Below are 16,094 nucleotides of genomic sequence, written 5' to 3'. Positions count from 1 at the left end.
CCGCCGGGCCGGCGCCGCCCCGGCGGGAATCCACCCGGCCCCCGGGCGTTGAGACCTATGTGATCCGAAAACTCTCGATACTCGACCGGTCGCGCACCCGCCAGGACCACCCGGCCCCGCAGGCCCTGCGCGACACCGTCGCGCTGGCCCGGGCAGCGGAGGGGCTCGGCTACCACCGCTTCTGGGTGTCGGAGCACCACAGCGTGCCCGGCGCCGCGGGCTCGGCACCGACCGTGCTGGCCGCCGCGGTCGCCGGGGCGACGGACCGGATCCGGGTCGGCACGGGCGGGGTCATGCTGCCCAACCACCAGCCCCTCGTGGTCGCGGAGCAGTTCGGCGTACTGGAATCGCTCTTCCCCGGCCGGATCGACATGGGGCTCGGCCGCTCGGTCGGCTTCACGAGCGGCATCCGGCGCGCCCTGGGCCGGGACACCGGGGACGCCGACCGCTTCGAGGAGCAGCTCTTCGAGCTCCTCGGCTGGTTCGAAGGCACCCAGCGGGCCTACCCCGGGGTGCACGCCCGCCCGGCGGAAGGGCTGCGGATACCCGCGTACGTACTGGCCACGGGTGAGGGTGCCGGGATCGCCGCCCGGGCGGGCCTGCCGCTGGTCGTGGGCGACCTGCGCGACCGCGAGCGGGTCGCCGGGATCGTGACGGCCTACCGAAAGGCGTTCCGGCCCTCCGCGCGGGCCGCGGAGCCGTACGTCGTGGTCTCGGGCGCGGTGGCCGTCGCGGCCACCACCGAGGAGGCCCGGCGCATCCTGCTCCCGGAGGCCTGGTCCACCGCGTATTCCCGCACCCGGGGCAGCTTCCCCGCACTCCGTCCGGCCGAGGAGATCGAGTCCTTGGAGATGAGCCCGAGGGAGCGGGACCTGTACGAGCGCGCCCTCGCCGGGCATATCCACGGGACGGAGGACCGGGTGGCGGCCGAGCTGTCCGAGATCGCAGAACTCACCGGGGCGGACGAGCTGCTGGTCACCACCTCGACGTACGACCGGACGGCCCTGCTGGACTCGTACACGCGCCTGGCCCGTATCGCGGGCCCCCCGGGGTGGGAGTCGGGGAGCGCAGACAACCGGACCAGCGGTGCGAGGAGCCTGTCGGGCGGAACGACACAGGGCCGGGGCGCAACCCGCTCGACGGCCTGAGGCATCCTCGACGGTGGGCGCGGCCACCCGGCCCCACTCCTGGCCTCCCCCACCCACAAGGGCCCGTAAACTGGGGTGAATGCACCAGTCCACCGAAGCCCGCACCGACCACGGCCACGACCCCTGCGTACGGGTGCGGGGGGCTCGGGAGCACAACCTGCGCGGCGTCGACGTGGACATCCCCCGCGACGCGCTGACCGTGTTCACCGGGGTGTCCGGATCCGGGAAGAGCTCGCTCGCCTTCGGCACCCTGTACGCCGAGGCCCAGCGCCGGTACTTCGAGTCCGTGGCTCCGTACGCCCGCCGCCTCATCCACCAGATCGGCGCCCCGAAGGTGGATTCCGTCACCGGGCTGCCGCCCGCGGTGTCGCTGGAGCAGCGCCGCTCCTCACCCGGCTCGCGCTCCTCGGTCGGTACGGTCACGCTGCTGTCCAACTCCCTGCGGATGCTGTTCTCCCGGGCCGGTACGTATCCGCCCGGTGCGCGGCGGCTGGACTCGGACGCGTTCTCGCCCAACACGGCCGTCGGAGCCTGCCCTTCCTGCCACGGGCTCGGCCGGATCCACCGCACCAGCGAGGAGCTGCTGGTCCCCGACCCCGGGCTGTCGATCCGCGAGGGTGCCATCGCCGCCTGGCCGGGCGCCTGGCAGGGCAAGAACCTCCGGGACATCCTGGAGACGCTCGGCCACGACGTGGACCGGCCGTGGCGGGAGCTGCCCGCGAAGGACCGCGAGTGGATCCTGTTCACCGAGGAGCAGCCGGTGGTGACCGTACACCCGGTGCGCGACGCGGACCGGATCCAACGGCCCTATCAGGGAACGTACATGAGCGCACGCCGGTACGTCCTGCGCACCTTCTCCGACAGCAGGAGCGCCACCCTGCGGGCCCGTGCCGAGACGTTCCTCGCCGACGCGCCGTGTCCGAAGTGCGAGGGGCTCCGACTGCGCCCGGAAGCCCTCGCCGTCACCTTCGCGGGGCGGACCATCGCCGAGCTCGCCGCGCTGGCGCTGACGGATCTGGACGCCCTGCTCGCCTCCGCGCCCGTGGGCGGGGAGGCGGCGCGCGTCCTCACCGACGACCTGCGTGCGCGGATCGGGCCCGTCATGGAACTCGGCCTCGGCTACCTGAGCCTGGACCGGACCGCGCCGACCCTGTCCGCGGGCGAGCTGCAGCGGCTGCGGCTGGCCACACAGCTGCGGTCGGGGCTGTTCGGCGTGGTGTACGTGCTGGACGAGCCGTCTGCCGGGCTGCATCCGGCCGACACCGAGGCCCTGCTCGGCGTACTGGACCGGTTGAAGCAGGCCGGGAACACCGTCTTCGTCGTCGAGCACCATCTGGACGTGGTGCGGCACGCGGACTGGCTGGTGGACGTGGGGCCGCTCGGCGGCGAGCGTGGCGGGCGGGTGCTGCACAGCGGGCCGCCCGCGGCCCTGGCCGGCGTGGCGGAGTCGGCGACGGCCCGGCACCTGTTCCCGGCGCAGGAGCCGGCGGAGCCCGTCCGGGAGCTGCGCAGGCCGACCGGGGAGGTGCTCCTGAGCGGGGTGGACCGGCACAACCTGCGCAATCTGGAGGTGGCCTTCCCGCTCGGGGTGTTCACCGCCGTGACCGGGGCGTCGGGTTCGGGGAAGTCCACGCTGGTGGGCCAGGCACTGGCCCGGGAGGTGGGCGGGCGGATCTCCGGGCCCGGCTTCCCCGTACGGCGGTTGGTGGAGGTGGACCAGAAGCCGATCGGCCGGACCCCCCGCTCCAACCTGGCCACGTACACCGGCCTGTTCGACGTAGTGCGGAGGCTCTTCACACAGGCCCCGGAGGCGAGGGCGCGCGGCTGGAGGGCGGGCCGGTTCTCCTTCAACGTGGCAGGCGGCCGGTGCGAGACGTGCCAGGGCGAGGGCTTCGTCTCGGTGGAACTGCTGTTCCTGCCGAGTACGTACGCCCCGTGCCCGGACTGCGGCGGGGCGCGGTACAACCCCGAGACACTGGAGGTCCGGTACGGGGGCCTGGACATCGCAGAGGTGCTGGCGCTGACGGTGGAGTCCGCCGCCCGGTTCTTCGCGGACGTCCCGGCGGCGGCGCGCAGTCTGCGGGCACTGGAGGAGATCGGGCTGGGCTACCTGCGGCTGGGGCAGCCGGCCACGGAGCTGTCGGGCGGCGAGGCGCAACGGATCAAGCTGGCGACGGAGCTCCAGCGACTGCGCCGGGACCACACGCTGTACCTGCTGGACGAGCCGACGACGGGGCTGCACCCGGCCGACGTGCGCGTGCTGCTGCGGCAGCTGCACGGACTGGTGGACGCCGGGCACTCGGTGGTGGTCGTGGAGCACGACATGGGCGTGGTGGCGGGCGCGGACTGGGTGATCGACCTGGGTCCGGGCGGCGGCGCGGACGGCGGCCGGATCATCGCCGCGGGCACGCCGGAGGAGGTGGCCGGTTCACCGGGCAGCCGGACGGCTCCGTACCTGGCCCGGGCCCTCGCGAACCGCACCGGAGCGGCCGGATAGGGGCGTGCGTGCTCCGGAGACGGCTGGGGCTCTTCATCGAACCGTACGGCTGGAGCGACTGGCTGGAGCCGCGGGGCGAGGGTCACGGTCGTGACCGTGGGCTCGGGTACGCGGACCGGCCCTGGACAGGCAGCAGTGTGCCCGACCAGCCGTTCGAGCTGCAGCACCACGCGGACGTACTCGTGGTCGGGCCGAACGGCGACCCGGTCCTCCCCTTGGATGCCGACGGGAACGAGCTGTACCGGTACCCGTGAAGCTCAGGCGTCACCGGACAGGAGCTGCTGGGGCAGTTCGCGGAAGCTCCACCGCCCCCCGCGGCGGGTGAACTGCCAGACCAGGTCGTAGCGGTCGGGCCAGGTCGCTGGAAGTCCGAGGACCTGGCCGGCGCCCAGGGCCCGCACCAGGCGGGGAATCCCGGCGTGCTCCCAGCAGACGAGTACGGGCATGGGTCCGGCCAGCGCGGCGTGCGCGAGGGCCGCTTCGGCGCCGACGGCGAACTCCGCCCGCACCGGCGTGCGCAGTGCGGTGGCCAGCGCGGACACGGTCTGCCGACACCGGGCGGGGGCTCCGCCCTTGCCGCCGGCGGCGAAGACCGCGGCGGGTCGGGGCAGCGAGGAGCCCCTGGACGGCGAGAAGAGCCGGGGCAGTTCCTCGGCCCGGCGCCAGCCCCGACCGGCCAGCGAGCCGGGGTCGTCCTCGCCGTCCTCGTCCCAGCCGGAGTCCCCGGCGTACGGCTTCTCCGCGTGCCGGATGACCATGATCACAGCGTCCTTGTGCGCGGTCTGCGGCCCAGGTGCCGGGCCGCGGGGCGCTTCCCCGCCGGAGCAGCCGGCCGCGGACAGCGGCGCAAGGGCGGCGGCCAGTACGGCTCTGCGGCGTGGTCCGGTCCTGGCGGCGGCTTCTGGCATGGAGCCACTGTGTCCCATGCCCAGGGCGCCGCCGGGGCACGGCACGGCAGCCGCCCGCCCGGTCAGCCGATCGGCGCAGGACCCCGGGCCGGCCGGGCTCCTGCGCCGTGGGGTGCGGCCGGACGGATCAGCGGGGACCCTTGCGGACGGCCCGCAGCCACTCCTTGTTCATGGCGGCGATCGACGGGAGCGGGATGCCCTTCGGGCAGGCCGTGGCGCACTCGCCGGTGAGGGTGCACCCGCCGAAGCCCTCCTCGTCCATACGAGCCACCATGTCCAGGACGCGGGTCTCCCGCTCCGGCGAGCCCTGCGGGAGGACGTTGAGGTGGTTGACCTTGGCGGAGGTGAACAGCATCGCCGAGCCGTTGGGGCACGCCGCCACGCACGCGCCGCAGCCGATGCACTCGGCGTGCTCGAAGGCGAAGTCGGCGTCGGCCTTGGGCACTGCGGTGGCGTGGGCCTCGGGGGCCGAGCCGGTGGGAGCGGTGATGTAGCCGCCGGCTTGGATGATCCGGTCGAAGGCACCCCGGTCGACGACCAAGTCCTTGACCACGGGAAAGGCCGCGGCCCGCCAGGGCTCGACGTCGATGGTGTCGCCGTCGGCGAAGGACCGCATGTGGAGCTGGCAGGTGGTGGTGCGCTCGGGACCGTGGGCGTCGCCGTTGATGACGAGGCTGCAGGCACCGCAGATGCCCTCGCGGCAGTCGTGGTCGAAGGCGACCGGATCCTCACCGCGCAGGATGAGGTCCTCGTTGAGGGTGTCGAGCATCTCCAGGAAGGACATGTCCTCGGAGATCCCGTCGACCTCGTAGGAGGCCATGTGGCCGGGGGCGGCGGCGCCGCGCTGGCGCCAAACGCGCAGGGTGAGCTTCATGCGTAGCTCCGCTGGGTGGGGTGGACGTACTCGAAGACAAGGTCTTCCTTGTGCAGGACGGGGGCGGTGCCGGTGGCGGTGAACTCCCAGGCGGCGGCATAGCCGAAGGCCTCGTCCTGGCGGGCCGCCTCGCCGTCCGGGGTCTGGGACTCCTCGCGGAAGTGGCCTCCGCAGGATTCGGCGCGGTGGAGCGCGTCGAGGCACATCAGCTCGGCGAGTTCGAGGTAGTCGACGATGCGGTTGGCCTTCTCCAGCGACTGGTTGAACTCCTCTCCACTCCCGGGGACCTTGATGCGGCGCCAGAACTCCTCCCGGATCTGCGGGATGCGCTCCAGCGCCTTGCGCAGGCCCTGTTCGCTACGGGCCATCCCGCAGTACTCCCACATCAGTTCACCGATCTCGCGGTGGAAGGAGTCGGGGGTGCGGTCCCCGTCGACGGCGAGGAGGTTCTCCAGCCGCTCGCGGGTCTCGCGTACGACGGCCACCGCCTCGGGATGGGTGTCGTCGACGGCGTCGCGGTGCGGGTGACGGGCCAGGTAGTCGTTGATGGTGGAGGGGAGCACGAAATAGCCGTCGGCGAGGCCCTGCATCAGGGCGGAGGCACCGAGGCGGTTGGCGCCGTGGTCGGAGAAGTTCGCCTCGCCGACCGCGAACAGTCCGGGGACAGTGGTCTGAAGGTCGTAGTCGACCCACAGTCCGCCCATCGTGTAGTGCACGGCGGGGTAGATCCGCATGGGCACCTCATACGGGTTCTCCGCGGTGATCCGCTCGTACATCTCGAAGAGGTTGCCGTACTTCTCGGCGACCTTGTCACGACCCATGCGGCGGATGGCGTCGGCGAAGTCGAGGTAGACGCCCTGCCCGCCGGGCCCGACGCCGCGGCCCTCGTCGCAGACGTTCTTGGCAGCCCGGGAGGCGATGTCACGGGGCACGAGGTTGCCGAACGAGGGGTAGATCCGCTCCAGGTAGTAGTCGCGCTCCGCCTCGGGGATGTCGGCGGCGGAGCGGGTGTCCCCCTTGGCCCTGGGAACCCAGATGCGGCCGTCGTTGCGCAGGGACTCGCTCATGAGGGTGAGCTTGGACTGGTGGTCGCCGGTGCGCGGGATGCAGGTGGGGTGGATCTGGGTGAAGCAGGGGTTGGCGAAGTAGGCGCCGCGCCGGTGCGCCCGCCAGACGGCGGTCGCGTTGGAGTTCATGGCGTTGGTGGAGAGGTAGAAGACGTTGCCGTAGCCGCCGCTCGCCAGCACCACGGCGTCGGCGTAGTGCGTGGAGATCTCGCCGGTGATCAGGTCGCGGGCGACGATGCCGCGGGCCACTCCGTCGACGACGATCAGGTCGAGCATCTCGGTGCGGGCGTGCAGGTCGACGTTGCCGGCGGCGATCTGTCGGGAAAGTGCCTGGTAGGCGCCGAGAAGGAGCTGCTGTCCGGTCTGGCCGCGGGCGTAGAAGGTGCGGGAGACCTGGACGCCGCCGAAGGAGCGGGTGTCCAGGAGGCCGCCGTACTCGCGGGCGAAGGGGACGCCCTGGGCCACGCACTGGTCGATGATCTCGACGGAGATCTGGGCGAGGCGGTGCACGTTGGACTCACGGGCGCGGAAGTCGCCGCCCTTGACGGTGTCGTAGAAGAGGCGGTGCACCGAGTCGCCGTCGTTGCGGTAATTCTTGGCGGCGTTGATGCCGCCCTGCGCGGCAATGGAGTGGGCCCGGCGCGGGGAGTCGGAGAAGCAGAACTGGACGACGCGGTAACCCTGTTCGGCGAGGGTCGCGCCGGCCGATCCGCCGGCCAGGCCGGTGCCGACGACGATCACGGTGTGCTTGCGGCGGTTGGCGGGGTTGACGAGCTTGGCCTCGAAGCGTCGCCGGTCCCAGCGGTCCGCGATGGGGCCCCCGGGGGCCTTGGTGTCGGCGATGGGCTCGCCGGTGGTGTGGTGCGCGTAGCTGCTCACGGTCAGTTCACCATTCCGGTCATGACGGCGACGGGGACGGACACGAAGCCCGCGAAGAGGACGAAGGCCAAGGTGTTCGCGAGGGTCCTCAGCATCCGCTCGCGCCGGGCCCGGCCGGCACCGAGGGTCTGGGCCGCGCTCCAGAAGCCGTGCCGGATGTGCAGGCCGAGCGCGGCCATGGCCACGATGTAGATGGTGTTCCCGTACCAGGTGGAGAAGGTGGCGAGGACGTTCTCGTACGGGTGGCCGGCCCAGGCGCGCTCGTTGACGGTGAGTGTGGTGAGGTCCAGCAGGTGCCAGACGATGAACAGGCCGAGGATGACGCCGCCCCAGCGCATGGTGCGGGTGGCGTAGCTCGCGCGGCGGCGCTTGTGGACGTACGCGACGGGGCGGGCCCTGATGTCGAGCCGGCTGAGCTGGTAGGCGGAGACGGCGTGCGCGACGACTGCGGCGAGGAGCACCACGCGGACGATCCACAGGGCCCACTCGTAGTGGAGGAAGGGCGAGCCGAGGGTGCGCAGCCAGTGGGCGTAGCCGTTGAACTCGTCCGCCCCGAAAAAGATCTTGAGGTTGCCGAGCATGTGCACGGCGAGGTACCCGAGCATGATGAGCCCGGAGACCGCCATGACGGTCTTCTTTCCGATGGTGGAGCCCCAGAACGAGGGGGCGCTCGTCCGGGTGCGCGGTGCCAGAGCCATGCCCTCGACGGTAAGGAGGCAGGCCCCGGAAGGTCCAAGACATGATGTCGGTCATCTTGATAGACAGGCCCTATGCAGTTTCAGCAGCTCCTCTACTTCGTCGCCGTCGCGGAGACCCGGCATTTCACCCGGGCCGCGGAGCGGGTGCACGTGGCCCAGCCATCGCTCTCCCAGCAGATCAAGGCGCTGGAGCGGGAGCTGGGGGCCGAGCTCTTCAGCCGCGCCCGGGGCAACATCGCGCTGACGGACGCGGGTGAGACCCTGCTGCCGCTGGCGCGGCGGATCCTGGCGGACGCGGACACGGCGCGGCTGGAGGTGCAGGAACTGGCACAGCTGCGACGGGGGCGGATCCGGCTGGGGGCCACCCCGAGCGTGTGCACGGGTTTGCTGCCGGGTGTGCTGCGGGCCTTCCACACCGCGCATCCGGGGATCGAGCTGCTGATCGAGGAGAGCGGTTCGCTCGACCTGGTACGGGAGCTGGCGCGCGGGGCTCTGGACCTGGCGCTGATCGCGCTGCCGCTGCCACCCTCCGCACCGGCCCTGACGACCGTGGAGCTGCTGACGGAGGACCTGGTCGTGGTGTCTTCGACGAAGCTCCCGGCGCCCGGCGGGGGCAGGGAGCTGACCATCGCCGCGTTGCGCGACGAGCCGATGGTGATGTTCCGGCACGGCTATGACCTGCGCGAGCTCACGGTGGCGGCCTGCAGGGCGGAGGGCTTCGAGCCCACCTTCACCGTGGAGGGCGGCGAGATGGACGCGGTGTTGGGCCTCGCACGGGCGGGTCTGGGCGTGGCGGTGGTCCCGGCGATGGTGGTGGCCAACGCGGGCCCGGGCCTGCGGACCACGCCGCTGGCCGGTTCGCCGCTGCGCCGGACCATCGCACTGGCCCACCGCACCGATGTGGATCCGCCGCGCGCGGCACGCGAGCTGCAGCGCATGCTGATGGCGTGACCCTGGCGCAGACCCCGCGGCCGGGGCGGGCGGAGGCCTCGCCCGGATGTTTGCGCGCGGATCGCCTCAGGCGGGGACGTGCGGGGCGGCGGGCAGGAGCCGGTCGAGGCCGTCCGCGAGCATGCCGAAGGCGAGGTCGGCGTCGGCCACGGCGGCCGGGTGGGCCTCGTCGGCGCTCTGCCCGGCATCGAGCCGCTGCCAGTTCTCCCGCCCCAGCTCGTGGCGGACCGCCACGAGGTGGACGGCCGCCAGCCTGGCCGCGAGCGGCGGGGCCGACTCCGACTCCAGGGCGGCGGCGAGCAGCTCGACCTCACGGTCGGCATAGTGGGCCAGGCGGGATTCCAGGCTGGCCGTGGAGTAGAGGAGCCGCTGGAACGCGAGGACCTCCGGATGGTCGCAGAGCCCGGTGATCGGGTCCCGCTCGGCGAGGGCCGTCAGGAAGTGGTCGTGTACGGCACGGACCGGCGACCGGCCCTCCGGCCGGTCGCGGACGATACGTGCCGCCTCGTCCTGGTGGTCGGCGAACCGGTCGAGGAGCAGGTCCTCCTTGGTGGGGAAGTACCGGAAGAGGGTGGGTTTGGACACCTCGGCAGCCGCGGCGACATCGGCCACCGACACGGTGTCGAAGCCCCGCTCCAGGAAGAGCTCCAGCGCCGTGGCCGCCAGCTGGCGGCGCGTACGGAGCTTCTTACTCTCGCGCAGACCCGTCGTGTTCTCCATGCGCACACCCTAACACACATATGAGACCGGGTAAATTTTTTAACCGGGTTGCATTTTCTGTCGGGAGCGGCTTTCCTTGAAACACCGACGAGGAGAGGACTTCCGATGAACCGCACCTGTGCGACCGCGGCAACCGACGTACTGATCGCCGGCTCGGGCCCCACCGGGCTGACACTCGCTTGTGACCTCGCCCTGCGCGGCCGCTCCGTCCGCGTCATCGAACGGCGCACGGAACCGCACCGCGAATCCCGGGGCAAGGGGCTCCGGTCCGGCAGCCTCGCGATCTTCCGGGAGCTGGGCCTGGCCGAGCCCCTGATCACCACCGGCATCGCGGGGGTGGTCCTGCGCAAGTACTTCGACGGCGAGCACATCAACGACACCCCCACCCCGTCGGACGCCGGCGTACTGATCGGCCAGTGGCAGATCGAGGAGGCGCTGCGCGACCGGCTCGCCGGACTGGGCGTGCGCGTGGAGTACGGGGCCGAGCTCGTCGGCATCACCCAGGACGAGGAAGGGGTGCGCGCCGAACTGGCCGACGGAAGCGTGGTCGCGGCCCGCTATCTCGCCGGGTGCGACGGCGGCCGCAGCACCACGCGCAAGCTGCTCGGCATCCCCTTCGAGGGGACCGGGGAGAAGGAGCCGGCCATGGTCATAGGCGACGTCAGGGCGCCGGGGATCGACCGGGACGTCTGGCACCAGTGGTTCACCTCGGAAGGCGGCGGGATGCTGCTCTGCCCGATGCCGGGGACGGATTCCTTCCAGCTCCAGGCGTCGCCCGAGCGGGACGAGCACGGCGAACCGCTGCCGCCCTCCTTGGAGAGCTTCCAGAGGATCTTCGACCGGTGCGCACGGGTACCGGGCATCCGGCTCCAGGACCCCACCTGGCTCTCCTCCTGGCGGGTCAACGTCCGCATGGCCACCCGGATCCGGGAGGGCCGGGTCCTGCTCGCCGGTGACGCCGCCCATGTGCACCCGATAGCGGGCGGGCTGGGCATGAACACCGGCATCGAGGACGCGGCCGCGCTCGGCCGGGCCCTGTCCGCCGCTCTCGCCGGGCCCGACACGGAGACGGCGCTCGACGCGTACGAGGCGGAGCGGCTCTCGGTGGCCGCGGGGGTCTTGGCCGACACGGCCGAGCGATACCAGAGGGTCGTCGAAGCCGTCCGGACCCCTGGCAGCGGGACGGAGGCCGGACTGGACTGAGCGGACGCCGCACATCGGAGCCGGACGCCGCAGCAACCTCCCTGCCCGGGCCGCCGCGGGCCCGGGCAGAGGTCAGGAGGGCGTGGGCACCGCGTCCGAGAGGGACAGGGCGTGGATGCGGTCGGGGGCGCCGGGGCGGGCGTAGTACCAGCCCTGGGCGGTGTCGCAGCCGAGCGCCCGCAGCTGAGCAGCCTGTGCACCGGTTTCCACCCCCTCGACGGTGACGGCGAGTTCGAGGCTGTGGGCCAGGGCGACGATCCCTTCCACGATCTTGACGTCGACCGGGTCGGCGGGCTGCTGCTGCATCCCCCGAGTGAAGGAGCGGTCGAGCTTGAGCACGCTGACCGGCAGGCGGCGCAGATTGGCCAGGTTGGAGTACCCGGTGCCGAAGTCGTCGAGGGCGATGTCCACGCCGAGTTCGGCCAGGCGGCGCAGCGGCTCCAGCAGTTCGTCGTCCGCGCCTATCAGGGCCGATTCGGTAACCTCCAGGCACAACGCGCCCGGGGCGAGGCCGGAGTTCTCCAGCACCGCGACGGTGTCGGCGACCAGGCCCGGGTGGTGGAGCTGTGTCGGCGACAGGTTGACGTTGATCCGCAGGGCGGAGCCCCCGTGCTGCCGCTGCCATGTGCGGGCCTGGCGGACCGCCTCCTCAAGGACCCACCGGCCGAGGGGCACGATCAGCCCGGTCCGTTCGGCGAGCGGGATGAAGCGGTCGGGGCCGAGCACCCCGTACTGCGGGTGGGACCATCGCACCAGGGCCTCGGCACCGTGCACCGAGCCGTCCCGCAGGTGGACCAGCGGCTGGTACTCGATGAAGAACTCGCCGCGCTCCAGAGCCGCCGGAAGCGCGTTGGTCAGTCCATGCCGGGTGATCGCGCGGGCGTCGGCCTCGGCGTCGGCGAACTCGAAGCGATTTCCGCCGGCGGCCTTGGCCCGGTACATGGTGATGTCGGCGCTGCGCAGCACCTCGGCGGGGGTACGCTCCCCGGCCCGGCCCTCAACGATGCCGATGCTGCCCCGGACCGTGAGCTCCCGGCCCTCCAGGCGGATCGGCGCCGAAAGGGCCGTGAGGATACGGACGGCGAGGTCGGTGACCTCCTGCTCGGTGTCCGGGCCCGTGGTCAGCGCGACGAACTCGTCGCCGCCGAGCCGGGCGACGACCTCGCCGGGGCCGGTGGCGCAGCTCTGCAGCCGGTCGGCGACCTCCACCAGAAGCCGGTCGCCGGCCGAGTGCCCGAGGCTGTCGTTGACGGCCTTGAAGCCGTCGAGGTCGAGGTAGCACAGACCGTAGCGGTCGCCGCCGGAACTACTGAGGGCCTTCTCCAGACGCTCGAAGAACAGCGTCCGGTTCGGCAGTCCGGTGAGGGCGTCGTGGGTGGCCTCGTAGCGCAGGCGCAGGTTCAGCAGCCGGCGCTCGGTGGTGTCCTCCATCAGCGCCAGCTGGTACTGCGGCTTTCCGTCGGCGTCGCGCAGGAGTGACACCGTGAGGTTGGTCCAGAGCACGGTCCCGTCGTGGCGGTAATACGGCTTCTCCACCCGGTAGCTCTCGCGCTCGCCGCGCACCAGCTCGCCGTACATGCGCCAGACGTGGGGGGTGTCGTCGGGGTGGCCCCACTCGCTGACGTTGCGGCTGCGGACGTGCCCCTCCAGACCTCCGAACATCTGCAGGAGGGTGTCATTGACCTCCAGGACGTTCCCGTCGAGATCGGCGATGCCGATGCCGACGGCGGCGCCCTCGAAGACCGCGCGGAAGCGTTCCTCGCTCGCGTGCAGGGCCTGCTGGGCATCGGTGCGGGCGGTCAGCGCGGAGCGCGCGATGGCCTCCTGTTCGCTCAGGGTGCGCTCGCGCAGCGCCCTGGCGTAGCCGGCGGCCATGGCGTGCTGGAGCCGGGCGCAGCGCGCGTGGTATTCGGCGGTGGCTTCCACCCCGGAGCTTTCGAGTCCGTCCGGGCCGCAGTAGAGGACCAGGTAGGACTCGATCACGCCGAGGGTGCCGGCCAGGGCCTCGGGGTCGGTGCAGTGCACGGCGACGAGTTCCGCCCCCACCCGTTGGGCGACGGCGGCGTCGAAGGGCCTGGCGTGCAGGGCCTCGGTGAGGGTCCGGGTGAGCGGCACGAGGTGCCGTTCGAACTCGGGCCGGGTCAGCGAGGTCGCGGTGACCGGGAAGATCGCCCGCCCCCAGATCGTCGCGAACCGTGCGATTCGGTCCTCGATGCCGCCGTCCGGCGCCGCGGGGTGCGCGGCCGGTACGGGAGCGGCCGCGGGCGCCGCAACGGTGCTCGACGCACCCGCCGTCTGTGCCGGTAGTCTCACGCCTTGCGTCCCACGCCTGCATAGCCCGAGAAGGCGTAGGGGTCCTCCGGGGTCTCGCCGTCCTCCCCGCCCTCGGCCTGGTCCGGGCGCCAGTCGGGCATGGACACCAGGCCGGGCTCCACCATCTCGAATCCGTCGAAGAAGCGGCCGATCTGCTCCCCGGTGCGCATGACGAGGGGGTTGCGGATGTCCCGGTAGACGCCGACGGCGCCGCCCGCGACCTCCTCCGTGAGCGGGATGCCCTCGTAGGAGGCGTGCGTGAGGATCAGCAGACTGCCGGGGGCCAGCGCCTCGCGCAGTTCGGCCACGGCCTCGTACGGATGGTCCGCGTCCTCGAGGAAGTGCAGGACGGCCACGAGCAGCAGGGCGACCGGGCGGTCGAAGTCGAGGAGCCGCCCGGCCTCGGGGGCGGCCAGGATCTCCTTCGGCCTGCGCAGGTCCGCAGCGACGACGCCGGTGTCCTCGTCGTCCATGAGGACGGCCTGACTGTGCGCCACGGCCACCGGATCGTGGTCCACGTAGACCACGCGGGCCCGGGAGCTGGCACCCTGGGCGATCTCGTGGACGTTGCCGAAGGTGGGGATGCCGGAGCCGATGTCGAGGAACTGCGTGACGCCCTCGGCGACGGCGTGCCGGACGGCACGGCGCATGAACGCCCGGTTGGCCTGCATGATCTTGGGCAGGCCCGGCATGAATTCCATGGCACGTCGGGCCGCCTGGCGGTCGACCTCGAAATTGTGGGACCCGCCAAGGTAGTAATCGTAGATGCGGGACACGCTCGGCACCGATATGTCGATGCCTGGCGGGGCCCAGGCGGGGCGCTCCATCGGGATCTCCAAGCGTTGTTCCTGCGGCGGTCCGTGCGGGGTCGGACTCCTGTCCGAGCCGAATGTACTGATCATTGACCAACAGGGCGAGCAAAAGCGGAAATTGGCGATCCGTTCTTCGTCACACACCAAAGTCGCCCAGCGGCGCCCCGGCGCAAATGACCGGTACCGACAAATCCCTTTTGGGAATTGACCGGATGATGATCTTACTCGTCTGCAACCGCTCCACGGCTGGCTCAAACCTTTCCGATGCGCACTCCACACGTTCAGGCGAACGGAGGCCGAGCCCCGCGTGCGCGGGGGCGCGCGGGCCCATGCTCCCCGGGTGAACAGAGCCTGTGCCAGGCGCCTGCTGGCGGTCCCGGTCCTGTTGTGGGCGGCCCTGGCCGCCACCCCGGCCGTGGCTGATAGCAGCGCCTACCCGACGACCGGCCACGGCGACGGCCAGCATGCCGCCGCAGTGCTCGCGGTGGCCTTCGGCGACGGCCGTGGGCGGCGGCCGGGTGGTGGACATCACGGTGAGGAGCACCGCTCCGACCACGCAAGACACCGTGGTGACGGGCGGGGCGGCGGGCATCATGGCCGCCCCCACTGCCCGCCCCCCGCCCCCGTGTCCGCCGAAGCCGCCGAAGCCGCCGCCGAAACCCACGCCGCCACCCGAGCCGGAGCCCACCGTGCCACCGCCGAAACCCGCGCCGAATCCGGTGCCGCCCCCCGCCTCCGCCGCCACCCCCGAAACCCGCACCGTCAGCGCCGCCGAAGGCCGCGGCCGGGCCCGCGCCCAAGCCCGCACTGCCGGCACCGGCCCGGCCGAAGCCGCCGCCCGCACCCCCCGCCGCGAAGCCGCCCCCGCCGCCGCCACCGGCCCCCGCGGTGGCCGCCCCCGCCCCGAAACCGGTGGTCCGCCCGGTGTACCGCGCGGCGACCCGCAAACCGGCCGAGCACCACATCTCGCCCGTCACCTTCACCCTGATGACCGCGGCTCCCGCGGTGCTCGCGATCGTCGCGCTGCGCCCCCGGTGATCCGCCCGACGTCGAACGATCTGGAGTCCACTTGTCGGAATGGCTCGTCCTGTCCCTCGCGATGGCCGCGGCCTGTGCCGTGGTGCTGTCCATCGCCTTCCTCAACCACCGCAGGATCGGCGAGGACGACGATCCGAACGAGACCCCGGACGTCATCGAGTACATGACGATGATGATCGGGGTGATCTACGCGATCGTGCTGGGGCTGGCGATCGCGGGCGTGTGGGAGGGCCGCGGAGCCGCCCAGGAACACGTACGCCAAGAAGCGCAGGCCCTGCACGAGATCAGCGTCCGCTCCCAGGTCTACCCGGCCGAGGTGCGGGCGAAGATCCGGTCCGGCGTGGACGCCTACGTCACCTACGTGGTCGACACCGAGTGGCAGGCGATGGTCGACAAGGGCGAACTCACCGACCGCGGCGGGGAACTGCTGGAGCGCATCCGCCGGGACGTCACCGACTACGAGCCGCAAACCGACCACGAGGGGCAGGCCTACCAGCCGCTCGTCGACCAGGTGGCGGTGGCCGACGACGCCCGCAACGCACGCGGCGCGAGCGCCGGGGCCACCATGCCGGGCGTGGTCTGGTTCGGGCTGATCATCGGAGCGCTGGTCACAGTGGGCCTGATCTTCACCCTGCAGATCAGGCGGTCCTTCCGGGAGATGCTGCTGGCCGGGCTGTTCAGCGCGCTGATCGCGTTCCTGCTGTTCCTGATCTGGGACTTCGACGCGCCGTTCGGCCGCGGCATCTCGGCCCCACCGCCGAGCCGTTCCTCACGCAGTTCTCCCACCTCGGCCTCGGCGGCTGACTGCGCCCGGCAAACCGGGGGACGGACCTCCCGTCCCCGGTTCGGCCTACGACCATGCCCCATTCGCCCGTTCCTGATCGCGGGCCCCGGCACCCGGACCTAGCGTGGCGGACATCGAGGCGCACGACCCCCCACGTGCGGAAACCGTTCCGCGGCTGCTCCTCGGGGATCCGGAGAATCAA

Annotated in this window: 13 protein-coding genes and 1 pseudogene; 7 read left to right on the top strand and 7 right to left on the bottom strand. The window is 72.0% G+C overall.

Features of this window, described 5'->3' with window-relative positions; genetic code table 11:
* The first annotated feature begins 59 nt into the window (after window positions 1–59).
* The 3 genes from R4Z63_RS28925 to R4Z63_RS28915 all read left to right on the top strand — a co-directional run bounded on the left by R4Z63_RS28925 (window position 60) and on the right by R4Z63_RS28915 (window position 3,899).
* Window positions 60–1,148: an LLM class flavin-dependent oxidoreductase gene (locus tag R4Z63_RS28925; RefSeq protein WP_384445144.1), complete on the top strand. Its 1,089-nt coding sequence runs from the start codon at window positions 60–62 to the stop codon at window positions 1,146–1,148.
* A gap of 79 nt (window positions 1,149–1,227) precedes the next feature.
* Window positions 1,228–3,645: an excinuclease ABC subunit UvrA gene (locus tag R4Z63_RS28920; protein ID WP_384445146.1), complete on the top strand. Its 2,418-nt coding sequence runs from the start codon at window positions 1,228–1,230 to the stop codon at window positions 3,643–3,645.
* Between the two features lie 8 nt (window positions 3,646–3,653).
* Window positions 3,654–3,899, top strand: coding sequence for a hypothetical protein (locus R4Z63_RS28915; protein ID WP_384445148.1), 246 nt, complete (start codon window positions 3,654–3,656; stop codon window positions 3,897–3,899).
* Between the two features lie 3 nt (window positions 3,900–3,902).
* Here the strand turns inward: R4Z63_RS28915 and R4Z63_RS28910 are convergent, their stop codons facing one another.
* The 4 genes from R4Z63_RS28910 to R4Z63_RS28895 form a co-directional block, all read right to left on the bottom strand.
* Complete coding sequence (locus R4Z63_RS28910; protein ID WP_384445150.1) at window positions 3,903–4,553, bottom strand: hypothetical protein; 651 nt, start codon at window positions 4,551–4,553, stop codon at window positions 3,903–3,905.
* A gap of 127 nt (window positions 4,554–4,680) precedes the next feature.
* Window positions 4,681–5,427: a succinate dehydrogenase/fumarate reductase iron-sulfur subunit gene (locus R4Z63_RS28905; RefSeq protein WP_037916539.1), complete on the bottom strand. Its 747-nt coding sequence runs from the start codon at window positions 5,425–5,427 to the stop codon at window positions 4,681–4,683.
* The gene (locus R4Z63_RS28900; RefSeq protein WP_037916538.1) at window positions 5,424–7,373 is read right to left on the bottom strand and encodes a fumarate reductase/succinate dehydrogenase flavoprotein subunit; all 1,950 of its coding nucleotides are present in this window, start codon (window positions 7,371–7,373) and stop codon (window positions 5,424–5,426) included. Before R4Z63_RS28900 ends, R4Z63_RS28905 begins: the two co-directional genes overlap by 4 nt.
* Window positions 7,374–7,375: 2 nt before the next feature.
* Window positions 7,376–8,071, bottom strand: coding sequence for a succinate dehydrogenase (locus R4Z63_RS28895; RefSeq protein WP_384445153.1), 696 nt, complete (start codon window positions 8,069–8,071; stop codon window positions 7,376–7,378).
* A gap of 72 nt (window positions 8,072–8,143) precedes the next feature.
* Here R4Z63_RS28895 and R4Z63_RS28890 point away from each other — a divergent pair, with 72 nt between their 5' ends.
* Window positions 8,144–9,022, top strand: coding sequence for a LysR family transcriptional regulator (locus tag R4Z63_RS28890; RefSeq protein ID WP_384445155.1), 879 nt, complete (start codon window positions 8,144–8,146; stop codon window positions 9,020–9,022).
* Window positions 9,023–9,088: 66 nt separating this feature from the next.
* Here R4Z63_RS28890 and R4Z63_RS28885 read toward each other — a convergent pair whose 3' ends face one another.
* Window positions 9,089–9,742 carry a TetR/AcrR family transcriptional regulator gene (locus R4Z63_RS28885; RefSeq protein ID WP_384445157.1) on the bottom strand — a complete coding sequence of 218 codons (654 nt, stop codon included), beginning with the start codon at window positions 9,740–9,742 and terminating at the stop codon, window positions 9,089–9,091.
* 105 nt (window positions 9,743–9,847) lie between these two features.
* Here R4Z63_RS28885 and R4Z63_RS28880 point away from each other — a divergent pair, with 105 nt between their 5' ends.
* On the top strand, window positions 9,848–10,945 hold the full coding sequence (locus R4Z63_RS28880; protein ID WP_384445159.1) for an FAD-dependent monooxygenase: 1,098 nt from the start codon (window positions 9,848–9,850) through the stop codon (window positions 10,943–10,945).
* Window positions 10,946–11,017: 72 nt separating this feature from the next.
* Here R4Z63_RS28880 and R4Z63_RS28875 read toward each other — a convergent pair whose 3' ends face one another.
* Window positions 11,018–13,159 (bottom strand): putative bifunctional diguanylate cyclase/phosphodiesterase, encoded by a 2,142-nt coding sequence (locus R4Z63_RS28875; protein WP_384445361.1) that lies wholly within the window; start codon window positions 13,157–13,159, stop codon window positions 11,018–11,020.
* Window positions 13,160–13,254: 95 nt separating this feature from the next.
* On the bottom strand, window positions 13,255–14,085 hold the full coding sequence (locus R4Z63_RS28870) for an SAM-dependent methyltransferase (RefSeq protein ID WP_037918130.1): 831 nt from the start codon (window positions 14,083–14,085) through the stop codon (window positions 13,255–13,257).
* 873 nt (window positions 14,086–14,958) lie between these two features.
* On the opposite strand from R4Z63_RS28870, the gene R4Z63_RS28865 reads away from it, so the two are divergent.
* Both R4Z63_RS28865 and R4Z63_RS28860 read left to right on the top strand, forming a co-directional pair.
* The gene (locus R4Z63_RS28865; RefSeq protein ID WP_157840166.1) at window positions 14,959–15,108 is read left to right on the top strand and encodes a hypothetical protein; all 150 of its coding nucleotides are present in this window, start codon (window positions 14,959–14,961) and stop codon (window positions 15,106–15,108) included.
* A 31-nt stretch (window positions 15,109–15,139) separates the two neighbouring features.
* Window positions 15,140–15,912 (top strand): annotated as a pseudogene (locus R4Z63_RS28860) (bestrophin-like domain).
* The last annotated feature ends 182 nt before the right edge of the window (window positions 15,913–16,094 follow it).

Source organism: Streptomyces sp. PL-29, from assembly GCF_058344425.1.
Note: the sequence above shows the minus strand (reverse complement) of the source record. Positions and strands in the feature narration are given on the sequence as shown.

Bases quoted from the DNA above. Each gene is read 5' to 3' on its own strand.
- R4Z63_RS28920 (WP_384445146.1), top strand. From the start codon at position 1,228: ATGCACCAGTCCACCGAAGCCCGCACCGACCACGGCCACGACCCCTGC.
- R4Z63_RS28910 (WP_384445150.1), bottom strand. From the start codon at position 4,553: ATGCCAGAAGCCGCCGCCAGGACCGGACCACGCCGCAGAGCCGTACTG.
- R4Z63_RS28905 (WP_037916539.1), bottom strand. From the start codon at position 5,427: ATGAAGCTCACCCTGCGCGTTTGGCGCCAGCGCGGCGCCGCCGCCCCC.
- R4Z63_RS28895 (WP_384445153.1), bottom strand. From the start codon at position 8,071: ATGGCTCTGGCACCGCGCACCCGGACGAGCGCCCCCTCGTTCTGGGGC.
- R4Z63_RS28890 (WP_384445155.1), top strand. From the start codon at position 8,144: ATGCAGTTTCAGCAGCTCCTCTACTTCGTCGCCGTCGCGGAGACCCGG.
- R4Z63_RS28885 (WP_384445157.1), bottom strand. From the start codon at position 9,742: ATGGAGAACACGACGGGTCTGCGCGAGAGTAAGAAGCTCCGTACGCGC.
- R4Z63_RS28880 (WP_384445159.1), top strand. From the start codon at position 9,848: ATGAACCGCACCTGTGCGACCGCGGCAACCGACGTACTGATCGCCGGC.
- R4Z63_RS28870 (WP_037918130.1), bottom strand. From the start codon at position 14,085: ATGGAGCGCCCCGCCTGGGCCCCGCCAGGCATCGACATATCGGTGCCG.